We start from the raw sequence: 18,198 nt of genomic DNA, 5'->3' as shown, positions 1-18,198 counted from the left end.
TTACAGACCCGTTTTGTGCGCACGCGCGGTAAAGAAGATGCCTGACGGGCTTTCGGCCTCGATCTCACGCAGTTTTTCGAAACTACGCGTGTCATAAACCATGACCTTGTTCGCATCGCGCACACTGATCCAGACTTCGTGCCCGCGTGGTGTGAACTCCATGTGCAAAACGGCCGGGCCGGGCTTGAATTCGTGAATAATTTGTTTGCTGACAGTATCGATGACCTGAATGGTATCGTTCAGCGGGTGGGCAAAGTTAACCCAGACCTGTCGCCCGTCCGGGCGGGCCATGGCAAAGACCGGCTGTCCGTGGGTTTGTGTGCGTCCGGTCTCGGTCAGAGTGGCGGCGTCTACCCACAAAACCTCATGGTGGCCAACGGCGGGCAAGACGAATTCGGACCCTGTCAGCGCCCAACCTTCCAGATGGGGCATCTTGTAGACCGGCATTTCCTCCTGACCACGGCCATAGCCGGGCAGAACGCGGATCGGTTCCGGGTTGTCGGACCACAGGTCAAGCGCGGTCAGGCCATCCTCGCCAAACAGGCCGGCGATATAGGTGCGGCCATTGGCAGTGATTAGCGCGTCATAGGGGTTCTTGCCGATATCGGTGATCCTGGTGATCTCGGGCGCCCCCCGTGCAAAATCCGCGATCCATGTTTCGCCCGTGTCCCACATGGTGAAAACGAAGCGGCGGCCCGGCGCGTCGACCAAACCAATCGTTTTGCTGCCAGTGGGAATGTCAGCCACCATCTCCAGCGTTTGCGCATCAAACACGCGCACACCGCCGGGTTCGTAATTCGATACCGCCACAAGCGTACCATCGTCCGAGATCGCGCCGCCAATGGCGTTTCCGGACTGCACAACGCGGTTCACGATCTGGCGGGTGACAATGTCAACCTTGGTCAATCCACCGTCGCGGCCAAAGACAAAGGCAAAACGTTCATCCGGTGAATAGACCAACGAGGCGTGGGACAGGTCGCCCAATCCTTCTATCCGGGCCAGAGCGGCACGGTCGGACTGGTCCACCAACAGGACCGATCCGCTGGCACGTTCGATCACCAGCCCAAGGTCTCCTGTCGCCATCGGCTCGGCCTGGGCCGCGGTCATCATCAATGTCGCCGCAAGGCTGAGGATAAGGTATTTCATCGTGCCTCCTGTTCCAGCAGGTATCGGGCAATCCATTCGGCCTCTTCTTCGCTGATCAGAGGCCGCCACGGGGGCATCGCCGTATCGGGGATGCCGTCAAGGATGACGCCGGTCAAAACCTCCGCGTCATAATGCTCCAGTGTTTTCGAGCGCAGATCGGGCCCCAGGCCGCCTTTCAGCGACAGCCCATGGCACGAACCGCAATCCTGATGCACAAGTCTTTTCAGTGCGTTGGGATCAATAACATCGGCAGCAAATGCGGACGTTGCAGCCAGAACCGCAGTTGTCAGAAAGGTTCGGGCGACCCACCCCGTGCGGCCAGGCACATTTCTGTTCGGCGCGGGGCACGGCACATGTTTTCTGCACCCCAGCTTAGCCATGGGCCCGTTCCAGAATGTCCGCCACGGGCTGTTCGGCATAAAGTGAAACAACCTTGCCGATGATGAAAAGCGTTGGCGCCTTCAGCCCGGAGGTGCGCACGTCGTTGGCCAATTGGTCCAGCCGTGAAACCAGGCGGCTTTCATTAGGTGTCGTTGCATTTCCGATGGCCAGAACCGGCGTCGATCCCGGCAGGTTTTCGGTCATCAGCCCCATGGCGATCTGGCCGATGTTGGCCACACCCATATAGACCACCAAGGTCGTGTCCGGGTCGGCCAGGCGTTTCCAGTCCAGATCCAGCACTTTGTCTGCCTGCCGGTGTCCGGTGACATATTGAACCGAGGTGGCCAGACCGCGATGGGTCAGCGGCACGCCGGTCGAGCAGGACGCGCCCTGCGCCGCCGTTATCCCCGGTGCGTATTCGACCGCCACGCCATGGGCCATCAGATAAGCGGCTTCTTCCGAGCCGCGGCCAAAGATCATCGGATCGCCACCTTTCAGACGGGCGACCGTGTGACCTGCGCTGGCCTCTTCCAGAAGGATTTCGTTGATCCGGTCCTGTGGGACGGTGTGGCATTTGGGCGCTTTCCCAACAGGGATCAGCCGCGCGCCTTCGGCGTGCAGATTCAGGATGTCGGCAGACACCAGTCTGTCATAGACCACCACATCTGCTTCCTGCAGCATTCGCAGGGCACGCAGCGTCATTAGTTCAGGGTCGCCGGGGCCTGCACCTATCAGAAAAACCTTACCGCTCATGTTCAAACTCGCTGGGTCTGAATGTCTTCGAAACCCGGGGTTTCCTGCGCGAGTCCAATGCTTTTGCGGGACGTTGCTGGGTAGGCCGGGCGTGTCATGAGGGCAGATTGGCGCAATCGAAAACCAACCTCCTTGACATAAGTTAAGGAGCGCGGGATTTGCGCCCGCGCTCCGTTTTCAGTCTGTAGGAATAGCTCAGATCAGGGCTCGACAGTGATCATCCCGATCATGTTCTGTGTCTCCCAATGGGGCCCGCAGAGATAATCCTGAGGGCCCGGTGTCAGGAAGGTTATTTCAACCGTTTCTTCCGGGAACAGCCGGTCGCTTTCGGGTTCGCTACCGTCTTTCAGCAACACACTGTGGCTGGTGCGCTTGTCGACGTTCACCCATCGGACAGTTGTACCTGCCTTTACGGTCAGTTCGACCGGGCAGAAATTGTAGTTGTACATCAAAACCACCTTGGCGTCCTCGACCGAGGCCGAGGGGTGTCCGAACAGCTCGACATAACGCTCTTCGGCTTCAGCACAGATTTCGGCGGTTTCATCTGACCAGGCTGGCGCGGCAAGGAGCAGCAGCGCGGGAAGAAGGCGGTGGGGTTTCATGGTCCATGTCTCCTTTCCAAGGTGTTTGGGGCCGGGTGAACCGGCCCCAAACTGTTATTGCTTGACCACGTTGATAAGCGCGCTGTCATCATCCAGCGCAAGGCTGGTGTTCAGCGTCACGTGATGGAACCTTGCGTTGGCGAAATCGTCATGAATGGCAAAACCGACGGTATAGGTCCGGCCAGCCTCCAGTGGAATGTCGCCCGGCGCGCCCGAGTTCAGCGGACGTGTGAAGACAACAGTCCACACGCCACCTGACAGGTTTGCCGAGGCCGCGATCTCACCATCATTGACTACACGCTGTTCCAGCAGATAGCCATTTGTGGCGCTGCCGTCCGCGTAGACACGCATCAGGTCAAGATAGGTGCCATCAGCCAGATACTGTTCGATCTGTTCTGCGGCCTGCAACTTGTCCCAACCGCCCAAAGCCTTGCCGCCCCTGCCTTTGATTTCGATCTCGGTGCGGCTTTCGCTGAGGTACTTGGTCACGGTGTCCTGAGCGGTCAGGCGACCGGAAACATCCCCGTTTGCGGCAATTGCATCCGCCTCAGGCGCAAAGGGCATGTAGGTGTTGTCGGCGTGGCACGACGCCCAGCACCCGACCTGATCGCCCAGCTCGATGCCGGTTCCGGTGATCATCATTGCGACCTTGATTTGGTTTTTGGGGTCCATTTTGCCGCCATCAACAAACGGAGCAGGGTTGTGCCCTGAATCCGGCCATTGCAGACGGATGTACAGGTTTTCGCCATCATGTGCCGCCTGAACGGTTGCGTCGATCACACCGCGTTTGCCGGGGATCGGAGTGGGTTCCAGCTCGCCACCGGCAACGATCTTGTTACCAATCGCATCCAATTCCTTGGCATGACAGGTCGAACATTGATCGCCACCTTTGGTCAGCGGACGGGCCCCGCCATGGGTTTTTCCGTTCTGCACCCATTCAAATGACGCCTGGCCCGGATAGAACAGTTTCAGGTCCGCACTGGCCACCGCATTCCAGTCGATGTTGCCACCGACATCGCCGCTTTCACTGCCGGCAGGTGTTGTCGAACCATCGGTTGCAGCCGTTGCCCGCTCTTCCGCGACAGCCGCGTCAACTGCTGCTGCAATCTGGGCCTGAACGGCCTCCTGCTGGGCTTTCTTTGCAGCTTTCTCAGCTTCGGCCTCGGCAGCTTCCTTGGCTTCGATCCGCTCAAGACTGGCAAGGTATTCTGGCGGTATTTGTCGGATGAAAGCCGGATTTGGCGCCTCAAGCTCCTCCAGATACTCGTCGGTTGCGCGATCTCGGATGTTCGAGTGGGCAATGCCCTTGTGGCAGTCGATACAGGTCTGACCGGTTTCCATTGCGTTCAGGTGCTGCTGACGCGCACGGGGACGCTGGAATTCGGGCATCATCGATTCAAAGTCATGGCAGTTTCGACATTCACGCGAGTCCGTCGATTTCATCCTCTCCCACTCATTCATGGCAAGATGAATGCGCTTGGCTTCGAATTTCTCGCGGGTGTTGATGGTGCCGACCATCTTTCCATAAAGCTCTTTCGAGGCTTTTATTTTGCGGATGATTTTGTGGGTCCAGTCCTTGGGCACGTGACAGTCCGAGCAGACCGCACCAACGCCTGACCGGTTCACGTCGTGGATCGTGCCCTGGTATTCCGCATAAACAAAATCTCGCATCTCGTGGCACGAGACACAGAATTCCTTGGTATTCGTGGCTTCCATGGCGGTGTTGAACCCACCCCAGAAGATGATGCCGGCGGCGAAAGCCGCAGCAATACCGGCCACGGGCATTCCCCACAGGAAATACCGGCGCCAGATCGGTTTTTTCTTATCCGGTTCGGAAGTCATATCCGGGCTCCGTTTTGGCTGTCTTGTCTGGCCTTAGGTGGCAGGCCGGTGAGTTTGGCGGATCTGTCAAACGAGGAAAGGGCGGGCGAGGGGCCCGCCCTTTCCGGTTTAGGTTGCGAACCCGTCAGGTGACGTGGTTCGACCGGTTGTAGACATTGAATTTGCCGGTCGGGGCGTAAAGTCCGTCAATCCGACCGATCTCTTCCAATGTCTTGGCGTCGAAGATCACTATCTGACCGTTGGGTTCCTTCGAGTCCGACAGGTTCCACTTGGAAACCCAGACCTCGGTACCATCGGCGTTGAATTCGAAGTGAACAGCGGCACTGCCTTCGTCTTCGGTGATCTGGATGGTTTTCACGATCTCGCCGGTCTCTTTCGAGATGACCTGAACCGATTGCTGAATTTCCGGCTCGGGGTGTTTGGTCTGATCAGCCCAGATGTAATCCGAGTTCGGGTGGGTGCGGACAAACAGGCCGGGGCCGTCGGTTTCCACCTCGTAACAGGTTTTCCAGGCCTGATCCGGGTGACCTTCTGGGTCGTTGCCCCAGACTGTCACGGTACCGACACCCAGGTGGGTTGTACCCGCCACAGGTCCGCAATTCGGGTCAATCCAGTTGGCGCCCGGACCGGGGTGCGGCAGAGCAGCGGTGTCGATCATCGCCTCAAGCTTGTGCGTTTCAGTATCGACAACGACCATCTTGTTCGATGCGTTAGCCGCGATTTGGAAGTACCGGCCTGTCGGGTCGAAGAACCCGTCATGCAGGAACTTGGCCGAGTTGATCTTGTCGATCCGCAAGTTGTCGAGGTCTGTGTAGTCAACCTGCCAGAGCTGCCCCAGCTCTTTCACGGCAACGATCCAGGTGGGTTCGTTCGGCGTGGTGTAGATAGCGGCCACACGGGCTTCTTCCACATACTCGCCATCTACGTTGGTGCCACGGGTCGATACGACTTTGACCGGCTCCATGGTCTGCGCGTCAACGATCGCAAAGTGAGGCGGCCAGTACCCACCGCCGATGACGTATTTGCCGTCACCGGACACGGCGACATCGCGCGCGTCATAGGCGATCTTGACTTCCGAAACCAGCATCTTGTCCGGCGTTTGCCAGAGGTCAATCTTGGTCATCTTGCCGTCACGGCCCATTGTATACCAGAAACGGCCCGGCGTTTCGGGTTCGGTGATGTTGTGATGCTCCGAAGCCTTCAGGACGTGCACGGCATAGCCGGTCGGAATATGCGTCAGCACTTCTTTCGTGTCGCCGTCAATGACTGCAACCTTGCCGACGTCACGTTCGATGACGACAAAGAAGTTTTCCCAGTTGCGGCCGTGCAGCGGTTCGGTCGGATAGTCCGCTTCTTCGACGTAGACCTTGCGGGTTGCCTTCATCTGTTCCAGCGACATTTCAGGCGGCTTTGGGGCCTCCATCATGATGTATGTCGCCATATCCTTGATTTCCTGCTCAGACATGATGTCCGAGAAGTTGTTCATCCCGCCTTCAGTTCCCCAGGCGATGATTTTCTCAAGGCGTTCCTGACCCAGTTTCAGGGTGCCGCCTTCGGTTACGGTGCCGTCGGCTGCGGTCTTCTTCCAATGCGGTTCCAGGTTTTTACCGGTAGCGCCTTTGCGCAAAACCCCGTGGCAGCCTGCACATTGTTCAAAGTACAGTTGTTTCGAAGCTTCAAAGGCTTCGTCGCTAAGTGTTGGCTCGTCGGCAAAAGCTGGAGCAGCGACGCTGCCCAACAACATTGCCAATCCGACCCCAAAAGCGCGGCCGGTCTTGTTGTAGCTGATTCCAAGTGACATGATCACTCTCCATTTGCGTGGTGAGGCAATGCGGAGACTGATCCATCACGGGATTGTCATCCTTGACCAAAGTCAACGGGCGCGGCGCTAACTTCGCTCTTTGGACAAAAACCAGGTGCAGATTTCAGCAATAAAACCTGTTTTTTTCGCACATGTTTTTACGTCTTGATTTCGGTTAAGTGCCTCAATCCCGTCGGACGGTACTGCTTGTTGAATGACGAGATGGGCCATGGAGAGCAGGCATGTCATCTGCAATATCGCGCATTTTCAGCGAAGGATTTCGGGTATTTTTCCTTTCCGCCGGTCTTTATGGCGTATTTGCTGGTGTCGCCTGGGGTATTTGGCTGGCCTCACTGGATGGGCTTTTACCTTATGACGAGCAAAGTTATGGAATGCCCCCGGTCATGTGGCATGCCCATGAGATGATTTTTGGCTATGCAACAGCAGCGCTGGGTGGGTTCTTTCTGACGGCAGTTCCGAACTGGACCGGGACGCCCGAAGTGCGGGCGCGTTTTGTCACAGTCGTAGCGCTGATCTGGATGGCGGGGCGGCTGGCTGTGTGGTTATCAGGGTCGCTCTCTCCGACTACCGTCGCAATTATCGATCTGAGCTTTGTTCCAATTCTTGTCCTGAAAATTGCCAGCCAGCTGGTACGCAGGCCCAAGCCACAGAACATGATATTTCTGTATCTTCTGAGTTTGGTATGGTTGGCCAACCTGATGGTTCATCTGGAATGGATTGGACTCACCACAGACACGCTGAATACCGGAGTTCGTGCAGGGCTACTGACCTTGTGTTCAATGATAGCGATACTGGGGGGGCGTATCACACCGGCCTTTACGCGCAATGCAATGAAACGCGACGGTGTGCCCGAAGCCTTGTGGCCGGTTTCAAACGCGGTGCTGGAAAAGGCCGTGATGGCGCTTGCCCTTATGCTGCCGTTGTTGGTGCTGACCTTGGGCAGTGTTTCCTTGGCGGGTATCTGCGCGTTGCTGCTGGGCGGCGCCCAACTGATGCGCATGGCACGGTGGAGAGCGGGTTGGGCGCTGCGGCAGCCGATCCTGATTGCTTTGCACCTGGGCCTGATGATGCTGGCCCTTGGGTTGTTGCTGTGGGGGTCTGCCGTCATCGGATATGGTAATGAGATCGGCGCGCTTCACATTTTGGGGATCGGGTGCGTTGGTGGCATGACCCTTGCCGTCATGAGCCGCGCCGCCCTTGGCCACAGCGGCCGGCCCCTTGTTGCACCGTCGCCAATGGCGGTCGGATACGGGCTGATGGCGGCGGCGGCTTTGGTCCGCTGGTTGGGGTCCGGGCTGGCAGGTGGATATATGACGGCCATGCTGACGGCTGACGGGTTATGGATTGCCGCAATCGGGTTGTACCTGTTTGCCATGTGGCCCGCGCTGACAGGCCCGCGCGCAGCGAAGCACGGCTGACACGGAACCTTAACCGCGTATTACTATTCAGAATATCAAGGGGCGTTCGTTCTTTACATGGCGGGACACGAGCGCACGAGCGCGTCTTCCGTTTTCAGGTATGTGCCGCACAGCTTGAGGAACGTACATTGGGGTCTCTAGTTCCGGAAACAGGTCGAAGATTTCCGCCCTTGCTTCTGGGGGAACGCTGGACAGAGCCTGTGCGCCGACAAAAAGGCTTTCTGACGGGGCACCTTCTGCGTAGATGATTTCATGGCGGTCGAACAAAAGATGGAGATATGTGACTGACACGGTGTCATCTGCAACGCTGATACCAGGGCTGGCGACAAGAATACGAGCGGGGACCAGGATTTCCTCTGCGTCGAACATTCTGACGGCGATTCGGGATCGAACCAGTATGCGGTGCTGTGGCGAAACAAGCAGGTCGCGTTTTGGCAAGTCACTCCCCAAGGCCCCGGCCTTGATGAGGATTGGTAGCAGCTTGGGTTTTTTCACCAGCTCTTCATGCGATAGGTTTCGCGTTCCGATCCAACGTATGTGTTGCGGTCCATTGTCGGCAGTGACGACCATGTCACCCACCTTCAGATCCTCGATGGGTATCGGACCTTCTGGCGTCATGATAAGTGTTCCAGCAGCAAAGCACGGCACGTCAATGATGGCAGCAGGGTCAGTTGTGTCGGGGGCATTGGTCGGCGTGACATTCACGATGTTCATCGAGTAGGTCGTGCCGGGCACAAGAGGTTCAGAGGTAATATAGCCGCCCAATATGCCGTCAACTTCGACGCGATATACAGTAATTGTGCCTCCGCCTGGTTTGGACAGCACGTACGATTCTTCTAAGTATATTGGGCCGCTTAAAAAGGTGGTCGAACCATCGAGGGTGGTGATAGTACCGGTCTGCGTCAGGTCATCGCCGTCTTCGTCGTCAAAGCGGTCACCGTTGAAAACATCCCCTGTATCGACAACAGGTGCTCCACCTCCGTTTTGAATAAAACCACCGGCTGCGTCAGTCACACTAAACAAACGACGATCCGTGTCGGGATCAAAATTGACATCCAACGTAACCGTGTCCGGCCCAATCGTATTCACCGTGATTACACCAGGGGTATAACCGATATAGGAATAGTTCGCCATTTTCACCCATCAATCTTTGAAACGGAATTTTTCACCTTTTTCTCAGGTGGTTGAATACGTCCTTCATGTCAAAAAGTCGACGCGAAAGTGTTCACAATTGCCTCAGATTTAAAGGCAATCCCAAGGTCATTTCGTTATTTTCGCTGTTTGCGGATGTCTGATCTCGTTCCTGAGGATACTTTAGAAGTCTTGACTTTCGTTAAGGCAGCCCTGTGACCTGCACGTCATGTTGCCTGCACTAGCTAATCTGCGCAAAGGAGAGCGCGATGCGAGAAGTCATGACAAAGAGCATGGCTCGCAATATTTTCTATGGCGGGTCACTGTTCTTCATCCTCATCTTTCTGGCTCTATCAGCCCATTCACACCTGTATATCGTCAATTCTGAAAATGCCGCGAAGCTCGACGAAAGTGTGGTTCGGGGTAAACATGTTTGGGAAAAACACGCCTGTATCAACTGCCACACGATCCTTGGCGAAGGGGCGTACTTTGCCCCTGAGGTCGGCAATGTGATGACACGTTGGGGCGTGTTGGACGACCCGGAATCGGCCTTTGAATCTCTCAAGGGCTGGATGGAGGCACAACCCACCGGCATTCCCGGTCGTCGGCAGATGCCGCAATTCAACCTCAGCGACGAAGAGATCCGGGATCTGACCAACTTCCTGATCTGGACGGACAATATCGACGCTCAGGACTGGCCGCCCAACGAGGCTGGCTGAGAAGGGGAATGGAGCAATGAAATACGAATCCCAAAAAATCGCCTATGCCTACTTTGCGGTAGCCATGGCACTGTTCGCGATACAGGTGATCGGCGGCCTGCTGGCCGGCTTCATCTATGTATTCCCGAACTTCCTGAGCGAGCTTCTGCCGTTCAACATCGTGCGGATGCTGCACACCAACGCGCTGATCGTCTGGTTGATACTGGGCTTCTTCGGTGCAGCCTACTTCCTTATTCCGGAAGAAGCCGAGCGTGAAATCCATTCGCCCAAGTTGGCGTATCTGCAGCTGATCATCCTTGTGGTCGGTACGTTGGGCGTGGTTCTGACCTATGTCTTCAACCTGTTCGAAGGCAACTGGCTGCTGGGCAAAGAAGGGCGCGAGTTCCTTGAGCAACCCAAATGGGTCAAGGCCGGTATCGTCGTCGCCGCGCTGATGTTCCTTTACAACGTGTCGATGACCGTTCTGAAGGGCAAGAAGACTGCAATCACCAATATCCTGTTGTTGGGCCTGTGGGGTCTGGCGCTGCTGTTCCTGTTTGCCTTCTACAACCCGGGCAACCTGTCCCTGGACAAGCAATACTGGTGGTATGTTGTCCACCTGTGGGTCGAAGGTGTGTGGGAACTGATCATGGCCTCAATTCTGGCCTACCTGATGCTGAAGCTGACTGGTGTGGACCGTGAGGTGGTTGAAAAATGGCTCTATGTCATTGTCGCCGCCGCGCTGTTCTCGGGCATTCTTGGAACAGGTCACCACTACTATTGGATCGGTACCCCCGGTTACTGGCAGTGGATTGGGTCGATCTTCTCAAGCCTCGAGGTGATCCCGTTCTTCGCAATGATGGCCTTTGCCTTCGTCATGGTCTGGAAGGGCCGTCGTGACCATCCCAACAAGGCCGCTCTGCTATGGTCTCTGGGATGTGCAACGCTTGCCTTCTTTGGTGCCGGCGTCTGGGGCTTCCTGCATACGCTGCACGGGGTGAACTATTATACCCACGGCACACAGATCACTGCGGCCCACGGTCACCTGGCCTTCTACGGTGCCTATGTCTGCCTCAACCTGGCGATCTTCAGCTATGCGATGCCGATCCTCAAGAACCGTGATCCTTACAATCAGGTGCTGAACATGGGATCGTTCTGGCTGATGACCAGCGGTATGGTCTTTATGACCTTCGTGCTGACCTTCGGCGGAACCGTGCAGACGCACATGCAACGTGTGGTCGGAGATTACTTCATGGACGTACAAGACCAGATCGCAATCTTCTACTGGATGCGTCTGGGTTCCGGTATCGTCGTGGTCCTTGGTGCGCTGCTGTTCATCTATTCGATCTGGGTTCCCCGGAAAGAAGTTATTGAACCCGGCGCCGCTGAAACCCCCGCGGAGTAATGGATATGGATGGCTCCATAAAACTGAAAGAGGGGGCGGCAAACGCCCCCTTCTACCTGCCCCAAGGCGATGAATGCGATGTGTTCACCGCGGCTTATAACAACGACTTGCCAGTTCTGCTGAAAGGTCCGACGGGCTGCGGAAAGACCCGCTTTGTGGCCCACATGGCCGCAAAACTTGGCCGCCCGCTTTATACCGTCGCCTGCCATGATGATCTGGCGGCTGCCGACCTGATTGGCCGTTATCTGCTGAAAGGCGGGGAAACCGTCTGGGTCGATGGCCCCCTCACCCGCGCAGTGCGTGAAGGGGCGATTTGCTACCTCGACGAGGTGGTTGAGGCCCGTAAAGACGTCACTGTCGTTCTGCACCCGCTGACCGATGACCGGCGCATCCTGCCAATCGACCGCACCGGCGAAGAGCTTGAGGCCGCACCTGGCTTCATGCTGGTGGCGTCGTACAACCCCGGTTACCAGAATATCCTGAAAACCCTGAAACCTTCGACTCGGCAACGCTTCATCTCTTTGGAGTTCGATTTCCCGTCCGCGCAGATGGAAGCCGAAGTGGTTGCACAGGAAAGCGGTCTGCCGCTGGAACGTTGCAAGCCGCTGGTGCGGCTGGCGGGTAAGCTGCGCGGGCTCAAGGGTCAGGATCTTGAGGAAGGCGTTTCCACCCGACTGGTTGTTTATGCCGCGACACTGATCGCACAAGGCATGTCCACCGACCGCGCCATCCTTGCCGCCATGATCGAACCTCTGACAGATGACGAGGATATCAAACGCGGGCTCCTCGATCTTGTTACGGCTGTCTTTGGGTGAGGCCGGCCGATGGTCAAGATCGATTTTGAGCCATGGGAACCCGAAGAAACGATCGGGAAACTGTGGCACACCCTTGCCAGCCGCCTCGATGCACCCCTGGTGCACGTTGGAGCCGCGGTCGACCTCTCTGAGGTCGCGGGGCGGCTGGCCGTCCTCTTCCGAGGGCTGGGCGGTGGTCCGGGCGTAGAGTTGCGCCCGGTCTCGCCCGAGGTTTCACACCACCGTCTGGGTTGGCGTCGTCGTCTGGTGACAGAGGCAGAACTGATGCCACGCGCCTCGTTCGACGGTGAAGTTCTGCGCCTACCGGACCGGCTGGCGGTTTTTCCAGCCCGCGAAGCAAACGGCGCGCTGTATGTCTGGCTGGCCGCTGCGGCTGCCCATGCCGGAACGCGAATTGATGAAGACGATCCGCTGCGCGCCGACTTGCGCGCACTGATCGCCGCACAGAGCATGGTTGATGCGACCCTGGACGACGCCCCCGGCCTGCGTCCGCTTTACACCGAGCTTTGCAAGGGCGTGCTGCATCAGCGCGATATCCCCAACCTGCCACCGGTTGAGGCGGCAGTCGAAGAACTTATCCAACATAGGCTGTGTGACCCTCAACCGCTGTCGGCGAAAGCCGAGCAGCTTCTGACACTGGACGAGGACCTGATCGCCCCCCGCGGCTATCAGCCTATGCGCCCGGTTCCCCTATGGCCCGAACTGCGCGCGGTTGGCTTTTCCGAACATAACGAGGTGGAAAACCCCGAAACCGAAGGTCTGCCCGAGGAATCCGGTGAGAAAACCCACCGCGCCCGCCGTCGCAAATCGGATCAAGCCGAGCGCAGCGACAGTTTCATCCTGCACAAGTTCGAAGCCATCCTCAGCTGGGCCGAGTTCCTGAACATCAACCGCCGCATCGACGATGACGATCCCGACAACGCCAAGAAAGCGGCCGATGATCAGGAAGAGATTGGCCTTGGTCAGATATCAAAAGCCCCCCCAACGCGGCTGAAGCTGCACCTTGATCTGGCACCCGAGGATGTGAATCGCGAGCGTCTGTCCGGCCGCATCCTCTATCCCGAATGGGACGTGCGCTCGGGCCGGTATCTGCCAGATCACGTCAACGTCCTGCTGTCGGATGCAGATATCCGCGACGATGCTGCCGCGTTTGGCAAGGACCCAGCCACCGCTCGCCGCATCCGCGCGGTCAAACGCCAGTTCGAGGCGCTGCGCCCCGGTCGTGTGATGACACGCGGCCATCTGGATGGTGACCAGCTGGATATCGAAGCCGCCGTGCGCGCCGAAACTGACCGCATGGCCAGTGGCGAAAGCAACGACCGCATTTGGCAACAATCCCGCCCCGAGGCGCGCGACCTGGCAGTCTCGATCCTGCTGGATGTCAGCCGTTCCACTGAAAGTGCCGTAACCGGTCGCGCCGTGATCGACATTGAACGTGAAGCTCTGGCCGCTTTGGCCTGGGGCCTGAACGCCTGCGGCGACGATTTCGCCATTCATGCCTTCAGTTCGCTGAAACGCCAGCGCGTCTATATCCAGCGATGCAAGCGGTTTGATGAGCCGATGGGTGCCAAAGTTGAACAACGTATCGCATCGCTGCGACCCGGTCATTACACACGGCTTGGGGCCGCGATCCGCCACTGTTCAAAGGATCTGGCAAGTCAGACCCGCAAACGCCGCCTGTTGCTGGTGATCACCGATGGCAAACCCAATGACCTTGACCATTACGAAGGGCGCCACGGTATTGAAGACACCTGCATGGCCGTGCGCGAGGCACGCCGCGCCGGGCAATCGGTTTTTGGCGTCACCATCGACAAAACCGGCAAAAGCTGGTTCCCGCGCATGTTCGGACAGGGTGGGTTTGCGGTTATTCCTGACCCACACCGCTTGACCATGGCCCTACCGCAGATCTACCGCCAACTGGTCGGAGCATGAGCGAAACTTCTTTCATCGACGAGCTTCCGGGCGAATTGCTGATGTGGGTTCTGATTATCAGTGAGCTGCTGGTTTTTGGTGCCGGGCTGATCGCGTTCATGGGCGTTCGCCTGACCGACCCCGCAGGCTTTGCCGAGGCGCAATCGCATCTTTATCGAACAGGGGCAGCCTTCAATACTGCAATACTGGTCACATCTGGTTATCTGGCCGCACAGGCCCTGAACTGGCGCCGCGCAGCATTCCGGTTCAAGGCCAGGCTGGCCCTGACAGGTGCGGCTGTACTTGGGATTGCATTCCTGGTTGTCAAAAGCGTGGAATACGCTGGGAAGGCGGGGCAAGGCATTACCTATGAAACCCACCCGTTTTTCATGTTCTACTACCTGTTGACGGGGTTTCACGCGGCGCATGTTCTGGCCGGGGTGGGCATTCTGCTGCTGGTCGCGTGGCGCGATGATCCTCGTAACATCGAGGCGGGCGCACAGTTCTGGCACATGGTTGACCTGGTCTGGATCCTACTGTTTCCCGTTATTTATCTTCTGGGATAACCAAGATGTCGGCAATTTCATCTTTTGCAAAATACTCCCGCCGGAGGCGTCCGAACTCGCTCACCAGCGCATGGCTGGTGCTTCTGGCACTCAGTCTGGCCTCAACGCTTTTAACCCTGATGAAAACGCCTGGCGAACTCATTGCAGGTGGTATCCTGCTCCTTGCCTTGATCAAAGCCCGTGTGATCCTGGCCCGATATCTGGACCTGGCTGAAAGCCCGGGCTGGCTGCGGGGTTTCACCATAGTTTTGACGGGGTTCTCTGCCGTGATCTTCGCACTTTACCTGATCTGAAAAAAGCCGCCCCAAAAGGGGCGGCAGGTTACCAAGCAAAGGGACGCTTAGGTTATTGTGCGGCCATTGGCATCCGCGCGATCTGACAGCGCTGCCACAGCGCCGACAATGCGCCCACCAGATGATCGATATCCTCGTCCGTATGAACGGGTGACGGTGTGATCCGCAGGCGCTCGGTTCCTTTTGGAACTGTGGGATAGTTGATCGGCTGAATGTAGATGCCAAACTCCTCAAGCAGCGTGTCCGAAATGAATTTGCACTTCACCGGGTCGCCAACCATCACCGGGATGATATGGCTGGGGTTGGTCAAATGCGGAATGCCTTCTGCATCCAAAAGGGCGCGTACCTGCGCCACACGGGTTTTTTGCAATTCACGCTCGGCACTTGAATGCTTCAAATGCCGGATCGATGCGGCGGCGCCGGCTGCAATCGATGGGGGTAGGGCAGTGGTGAAGATGAAGCCACTGGCAAAGCTGCGGACAAAATCACACAGCGCGGCTGAGGCTGCGATATACCCACCAACCACGCCGAACGCTTTGCCCAACGTGCCTTCGATGACCGTCAGGCGATCCATCAATCCTTCGCGTTCGGCAATTCCGCCCCCGTGCGGGCCGTAAAGGCCGACGGCATGAACCTCGTCCAGATAGGTCATCGCGCCGTACTTGTCCGCCAGATCGCAGATTTCCTTGATGGGGGCGATATCGCCATCCATGGAATAAACCGATTCAAAGGCGATCATCTTGGGTGCGTTGGGATCAGCTGCGGCCAGTTTGGCGTCCAAATCCGCCAGGTCGTTATGTTTCCAAATCACCTTCTGGGCACGCGAATGCCGGATACCTTCGATCATCGAGGCGTGGTTGAGCGCATCAGAAAACACGATCAGCCCGGGAATTCGCGCGGCCAATGTCCCCAAAGCAGCCCAGTTCGACACATATCCCGAAGTGAACAGCAATGCCGCTTCTTTCCCATGCAGATCGGCCAGCTCAGCCTCAAGCAGAACGTGATCATGCGTGGTGCCCGAGATATTGCGCGTACCGCCAGCGCCTGCTCCACAGCGTTCCAGTGCGTCGTGCATGGCAGAGACCACCGAAGGGTGCTGCCCCATGCCCAGATAGTCATTGGAGCACCAGATCCGCACATCCCGCTGGACCGGTCCGTCGGTTTGGCGCGCGTTCGGAAACGCGCCACAGCGGCGTTGCAGGTCGATGAAAATCCGGTAGTTGCCTTCGTCTTTCAAAGTGTCGAGGCTGTGGCTGAAAAATCGCTCGAAGTCCATCTGGCGTGCTCCCCGGATAACTGAAATTTCGTTGAACCTATGCCAATGGTTCGCGCCCTTACATGACAATAGTCAAGTTGGAGACCGAGAAAAGGGTGGCACCCCCGCGCTGGCTTTGGCATAGCATGTCACGGGGTTGATCATCCGGGGGTGTTCCCGGAACGGACGAATAAGGGGCTGCCTTCTTGTCACACGAGGCACAAAAGATAGTTGCACGGCAGTCACTGCTCTTGCGAAGCCTGCCAGAGCAACATGTCGATACTCTGCTGCGTCAGGCCGTCTGGCGGCAATACGACCGGGGCGAGACGATCTTTCTGCAAGAGGAAGAAGCCAGGGCCGTACATGTTGTACTGGCTGGTTGGGTCAAGCTGTTTCGCATTTCCCCGACCGGTGCCGAAGCCGTGGTGAGTGTTTTCACGCGCGGTGAAAGCTTTGGTGAAGCCGTTGCGCTGCGCAATGTGCCCTATCCCGTTTCGGCCGAGGCGGTATCTCCTTGCGAGATCATGCACATTCCAAGTCCGGTGCTGCTGTCGCTGATGAAGCAAGATCCGGAAATCTGCGTGTCGATTCTGGCGGCCACATTCACGCACCTGCATTCCCTTGTGGCGCAGCTCGAACAGCTCAAGGCCCAGACAGGTGCGCAGCGTGTCGCAGAATTCCTGCTGAATCTGTGTGATAGCGATGCCGGCCAGTGCGAAGTTGAACTGCCGTATGACAAGATGCTGATCGCCGGACGTCTGGGGATGAAACCCGAAAGCCTGAGCCGAGCGTTTTCGAGGTTGAAACCAGTCGGGGTGAAGATCAACCGAAACCACGCGGAAATTGCAGACATGGATGTATTACGGAATTACGCGGAAAGCGACCCGAGCGAGAAATAGTGCCATGTGGCTGTTTCTCTGGGCAGTAAACTGGCCATTTCCGGTCTGCGATCTTTCCGGCAATCACTATCCTTACTATTCTTGCTGGATATGCCCTATCCGGCGCGATCCTGAATGGGTGAGGTGATGGAACGCAGACATGACGATTGAACAGAAACTAGCCGGTTATCCCCGCGCGAGACTGATGACAGCTGCTACGCCGGTCGAACGGCTTGATCGTCTGTCCGACCAGCTTGGTCTGGAATTGTGGATCAAACGGGATGATCTGACAGGGTTGAGCTTTGGCGGCAACAAAACCCGGCAGCTTGAGTTCTATATGGGTGAGGCACAGAAACAGGGGGCAGACACCATTCTGATCACCGGCGCTGTGCAGTCCAATTTCGTGCGCACGGCTGCCATGGCTGCGTCGAAGCTTGGGATGGAGGCCGTACTTCAACTGGAAGAGCGTGTGCCCGATATGGGAGAGCACTATTATTCCTCGGGGAATGTTCTTCTGGCCCGGATTCTGGGTGCCGAGCACATGCACTACCATACCGGAGAAGACGAGGCCGGGGCCGACAATGCCCTTCACGTGCGGGCAGATCAGCTGATCGCTGAAGGCCGAAAGCCATATGTAATTCACTTGGGCATCGATCATCCGCCCTTGGGGGCGTTGGGTTATGTGGCCGGGGCTGCCGAACTACTGGATCAGATCGCCGATTTCGACGTCGCAGTGGTGCCATCCGGCAGCGGTTCGACCCACGGCGGGTTTCTGGCCGGGCTGCGTCTGACTGGCAACACGGCACCTGTTTACGGCATCTGCGTTCGCCGCGACCGTCGCCAGCAACATGCGCGGTTGCAAAAGGTATTGGAACGGTTGGCGGGTATGATGGAGTTTGACCCGGCTCTGGTCATGAAAGACATCCTCACATGGGACGGCGCATTACCTCCTGGATATGGGCGGATAGGCCCGTCCACACGGAAGGCGCTTGCACTGATGGCGCGCGCCGAGGGTATTTATCTGGATCCGGTCTACTCGGCCAAAACATTTGCGGGTTTGTTGGAATTACGTGAAAACGGCACCATTCAACAGGGTCAGAAGGTTGTGCTGTTGCATACGGGTGGGCAACCGGCGCTGTTTGCATATCAGGAAGAGCTGATCCCGGCCTGAGAGCCATCCGAGAAGCCACTGTATACTAAGTCGCGATTAGCCAGCCAACCCGTGGTTTCGAAGCGCGCCACACGGTGACACGTGACCTATGTCAATGACAGTACCGCGGAT

17 protein-coding genes are annotated in these 18,198 nt (G+C 57.4%); 9 read left to right on the top strand and 8 right to left on the bottom strand.

Annotation, left to right across the window (positions count from 1 at the left end; genetic code table 11):
* From ACR3FC_RS17840 to ACR3FC_RS17815, 6 genes are all read right to left on the bottom strand, one after another.
* Entirely contained in the window at positions 1–1,146 is a 1,146-nt protein-coding gene (locus ACR3FC_RS17840; protein WP_480477377.1) for a cytochrome D1 domain-containing protein, read from the bottom strand.
* On the bottom strand, positions 1,143–1,472 hold the full coding sequence (locus tag ACR3FC_RS17835; RefSeq protein WP_480477375.1) for a c-type cytochrome: 330 nt from the start codon (positions 1,470–1,472) through the stop codon (positions 1,143–1,145). Before ACR3FC_RS17835 ends, ACR3FC_RS17840 begins: the two co-directional genes overlap by 4 nt.
* Positions 1,473–1,518: 46 nt before the next feature.
* Positions 1,519–2,280 carry a uroporphyrinogen-III C-methyltransferase gene (cobA, locus tag ACR3FC_RS17830; RefSeq protein WP_480477373.1) on the bottom strand — a complete coding sequence of 254 codons (762 nt, stop codon included), beginning with the start codon at positions 2,278–2,280 and terminating at the stop codon, positions 1,519–1,521.
* A gap of 200 nt (positions 2,281–2,480) precedes the next feature.
* Positions 2,481–2,882 carry a cupredoxin domain-containing protein gene (locus ACR3FC_RS17825; RefSeq protein WP_480477371.1) on the bottom strand — a complete coding sequence of 134 codons (402 nt, stop codon included), beginning with the start codon at positions 2,880–2,882 and terminating at the stop codon, positions 2,481–2,483.
* Positions 2,883–2,936: 54 nt separating this feature from the next.
* Positions 2,937–4,724, bottom strand: coding sequence for a NapC/NirT family cytochrome c (locus ACR3FC_RS17820; RefSeq protein ID WP_480477369.1), 1,788 nt, complete (start codon positions 4,722–4,724; stop codon positions 2,937–2,939).
* Positions 4,725–4,848: 124 nt separating this feature from the next.
* A complete protein-coding gene (locus ACR3FC_RS17815) occupies positions 4,849–6,525 on the bottom strand; it encodes a cytochrome D1 domain-containing protein (protein WP_480477367.1) in 1,677 nt (558 codons plus the stop codon).
* Between the two features lie 242 nt (positions 6,526–6,767).
* On the opposite strand from ACR3FC_RS17815, the gene ACR3FC_RS17810 reads away from it, so the two are divergent.
* Positions 6,768–7,964: an NnrS family protein gene (locus tag ACR3FC_RS17810; RefSeq protein ID WP_480477365.1), complete on the top strand. Its 1,197-nt coding sequence runs from the start codon at positions 6,768–6,770 to the stop codon at positions 7,962–7,964.
* A gap of 27 nt (positions 7,965–7,991) precedes the next feature.
* Here the strand turns inward: ACR3FC_RS17810 and ACR3FC_RS17805 are convergent, their stop codons facing one another.
* Positions 7,992–9,098 (bottom strand): Hint domain-containing protein, encoded by a 1,107-nt coding sequence (locus ACR3FC_RS17805; RefSeq protein ID WP_480477363.1) that lies wholly within the window; start codon positions 9,096–9,098, stop codon positions 7,992–7,994.
* A gap of 266 nt (positions 9,099–9,364) precedes the next feature.
* Between ACR3FC_RS17805 and ACR3FC_RS17800 the strand changes: the two genes are divergently transcribed.
* From ACR3FC_RS17800 to ACR3FC_RS17775, 6 genes are read left to right on the top strand one after another with little or no spacing between them, the layout of a single operon-like run.
* Positions 9,365–9,814, top strand: a complete 450-nt coding sequence (locus ACR3FC_RS17800; protein WP_209597154.1) for a c-type cytochrome — start codon at positions 9,365–9,367, stop codon at positions 9,812–9,814.
* Between the two features lie 16 nt (positions 9,815–9,830).
* Complete coding sequence (locus ACR3FC_RS17795) at positions 9,831–11,198, top strand: cbb3-type cytochrome c oxidase subunit I (RefSeq protein WP_480477361.1); 1,368 nt, start codon at positions 9,831–9,833, stop codon at positions 11,196–11,198.
* Between the two features lie 5 nt (positions 11,199–11,203).
* Positions 11,204–12,013: an AAA family ATPase gene (locus ACR3FC_RS17790; protein ID WP_480477359.1), complete on the top strand. Its 810-nt coding sequence runs from the start codon at positions 11,204–11,206 to the stop codon at positions 12,011–12,013.
* A 9-nt stretch (positions 12,014–12,022) separates the two neighbouring features.
* On the top strand, positions 12,023–13,945 hold the full coding sequence (locus tag ACR3FC_RS17785) for a nitric oxide reductase activation protein NorD (RefSeq protein ID WP_480477357.1): 1,923 nt from the start codon (positions 12,023–12,025) through the stop codon (positions 13,943–13,945).
* Complete coding sequence (locus ACR3FC_RS17780; RefSeq protein ID WP_480477355.1) at positions 13,942–14,490, top strand: cytochrome c oxidase subunit 3; 549 nt, start codon at positions 13,942–13,944, stop codon at positions 14,488–14,490. Before ACR3FC_RS17785 ends, ACR3FC_RS17780 begins: the two co-directional genes overlap by 4 nt.
* 5 nt (positions 14,491–14,495) lie before the next feature.
* Positions 14,496–14,783, top strand: coding sequence for a cytochrome C oxidase subunit IV family protein (locus ACR3FC_RS17775; RefSeq protein ID WP_480477353.1), 288 nt, complete (start codon positions 14,496–14,498; stop codon positions 14,781–14,783).
* 52 nt (positions 14,784–14,835) lie between these two features.
* Here ACR3FC_RS17775 and hemA read toward each other — a convergent pair whose 3' ends face one another.
* Positions 14,836–16,059, bottom strand: a complete 1,224-nt coding sequence (gene hemA / locus ACR3FC_RS17770) for a 5-aminolevulinate synthase (RefSeq protein WP_480477351.1) — start codon at positions 16,057–16,059, stop codon at positions 14,836–14,838.
* 185 nt (positions 16,060–16,244) lie between these two features.
* On the opposite strand from hemA, the gene ACR3FC_RS17765 reads away from it, so the two are divergent.
* Together ACR3FC_RS17765 and ACR3FC_RS17760 are read left to right on the top strand one after the other, a co-directional pair.
* Positions 16,245–16,937, top strand: a complete 693-nt coding sequence (locus ACR3FC_RS17765) for a Crp/Fnr family transcriptional regulator (RefSeq protein WP_480477349.1) — start codon at positions 16,245–16,247, stop codon at positions 16,935–16,937.
* 139 nt (positions 16,938–17,076) lie between these two features.
* Complete coding sequence (locus ACR3FC_RS17760) at positions 17,077–18,087, top strand: D-cysteine desulfhydrase family protein (RefSeq protein ID WP_480477347.1); 1,011 nt, start codon at positions 17,077–17,079, stop codon at positions 18,085–18,087.
* The last annotated feature ends 111 nt before the right edge of the window (positions 18,088–18,198 follow it).

Source organism: Ruegeria sp. AF3 (genome assembly GCF_056536285.1).
The sequence above is the reverse complement of the archived record's forward strand: the minus strand, read 5'-3'. Positions and strand labels throughout refer to the sequence as shown.

Bases quoted from the DNA above. Each gene is read 5' to 3' on its own strand.
- ACR3FC_RS17840 (WP_480477377.1), bottom strand. From the start codon at position 1,146: ATGAAATACCTTATCCTCAGCCTTGCGGCGACATTGATGATGACCGCG.
- ACR3FC_RS17780 (WP_480477355.1), top strand. From the start codon at position 13,942: ATGAGCGAAACTTCTTTCATCGACGAGCTTCCGGGCGAATTGCTGATG.
- ACR3FC_RS17795 (WP_480477361.1), top strand. From the start codon at position 9,831: ATGAAATACGAATCCCAAAAAATCGCCTATGCCTACTTTGCGGTAGCC.
- cobA (WP_480477373.1), bottom strand. From the start codon at position 2,280: ATGAGCGGTAAGGTTTTTCTGATAGGTGCAGGCCCCGGCGACCCTGAA.
- ACR3FC_RS17805 (WP_480477363.1), bottom strand. From the start codon at position 9,098: ATGGCGAACTATTCCTATATCGGTTATACCCCTGGTGTAATCACGGTG.
- ACR3FC_RS17815 (WP_480477367.1), bottom strand. From the start codon at position 6,525: ATGTCACTTGGAATCAGCTACAACAAGACCGGCCGCGCTTTTGGGGTC.
- ACR3FC_RS17775 (WP_480477353.1), top strand. From the start codon at position 14,496: ATGTCGGCAATTTCATCTTTTGCAAAATACTCCCGCCGGAGGCGTCCG.
- ACR3FC_RS17785 (WP_480477357.1), top strand. From the start codon at position 12,023: ATGGTCAAGATCGATTTTGAGCCATGGGAACCCGAAGAAACGATCGGG.
- hemA (WP_480477351.1), bottom strand. From the start codon at position 16,059: ATGGACTTCGAGCGATTTTTCAGCCACAGCCTCGACACTTTGAAAGAC.
- ACR3FC_RS17820 (WP_480477369.1), bottom strand. From the start codon at position 4,724: ATGACTTCCGAACCGGATAAGAAAAAACCGATCTGGCGCCGGTATTTC.
- ACR3FC_RS17825 (WP_480477371.1), bottom strand. From the start codon at position 2,882: ATGAAACCCCACCGCCTTCTTCCCGCGCTGCTGCTCCTTGCCGCGCCA.
- ACR3FC_RS17790 (WP_480477359.1), top strand. From the start codon at position 11,204: ATGGATGGCTCCATAAAACTGAAAGAGGGGGCGGCAAACGCCCCCTTC.
- ACR3FC_RS17800 (WP_209597154.1), top strand. From the start codon at position 9,365: ATGCGAGAAGTCATGACAAAGAGCATGGCTCGCAATATTTTCTATGGC.
- ACR3FC_RS17810 (WP_480477365.1), top strand. From the start codon at position 6,768: ATGTCATCTGCAATATCGCGCATTTTCAGCGAAGGATTTCGGGTATTT.
- ACR3FC_RS17760 (WP_480477347.1), top strand. From the start codon at position 17,077: ATGACGATTGAACAGAAACTAGCCGGTTATCCCCGCGCGAGACTGATG.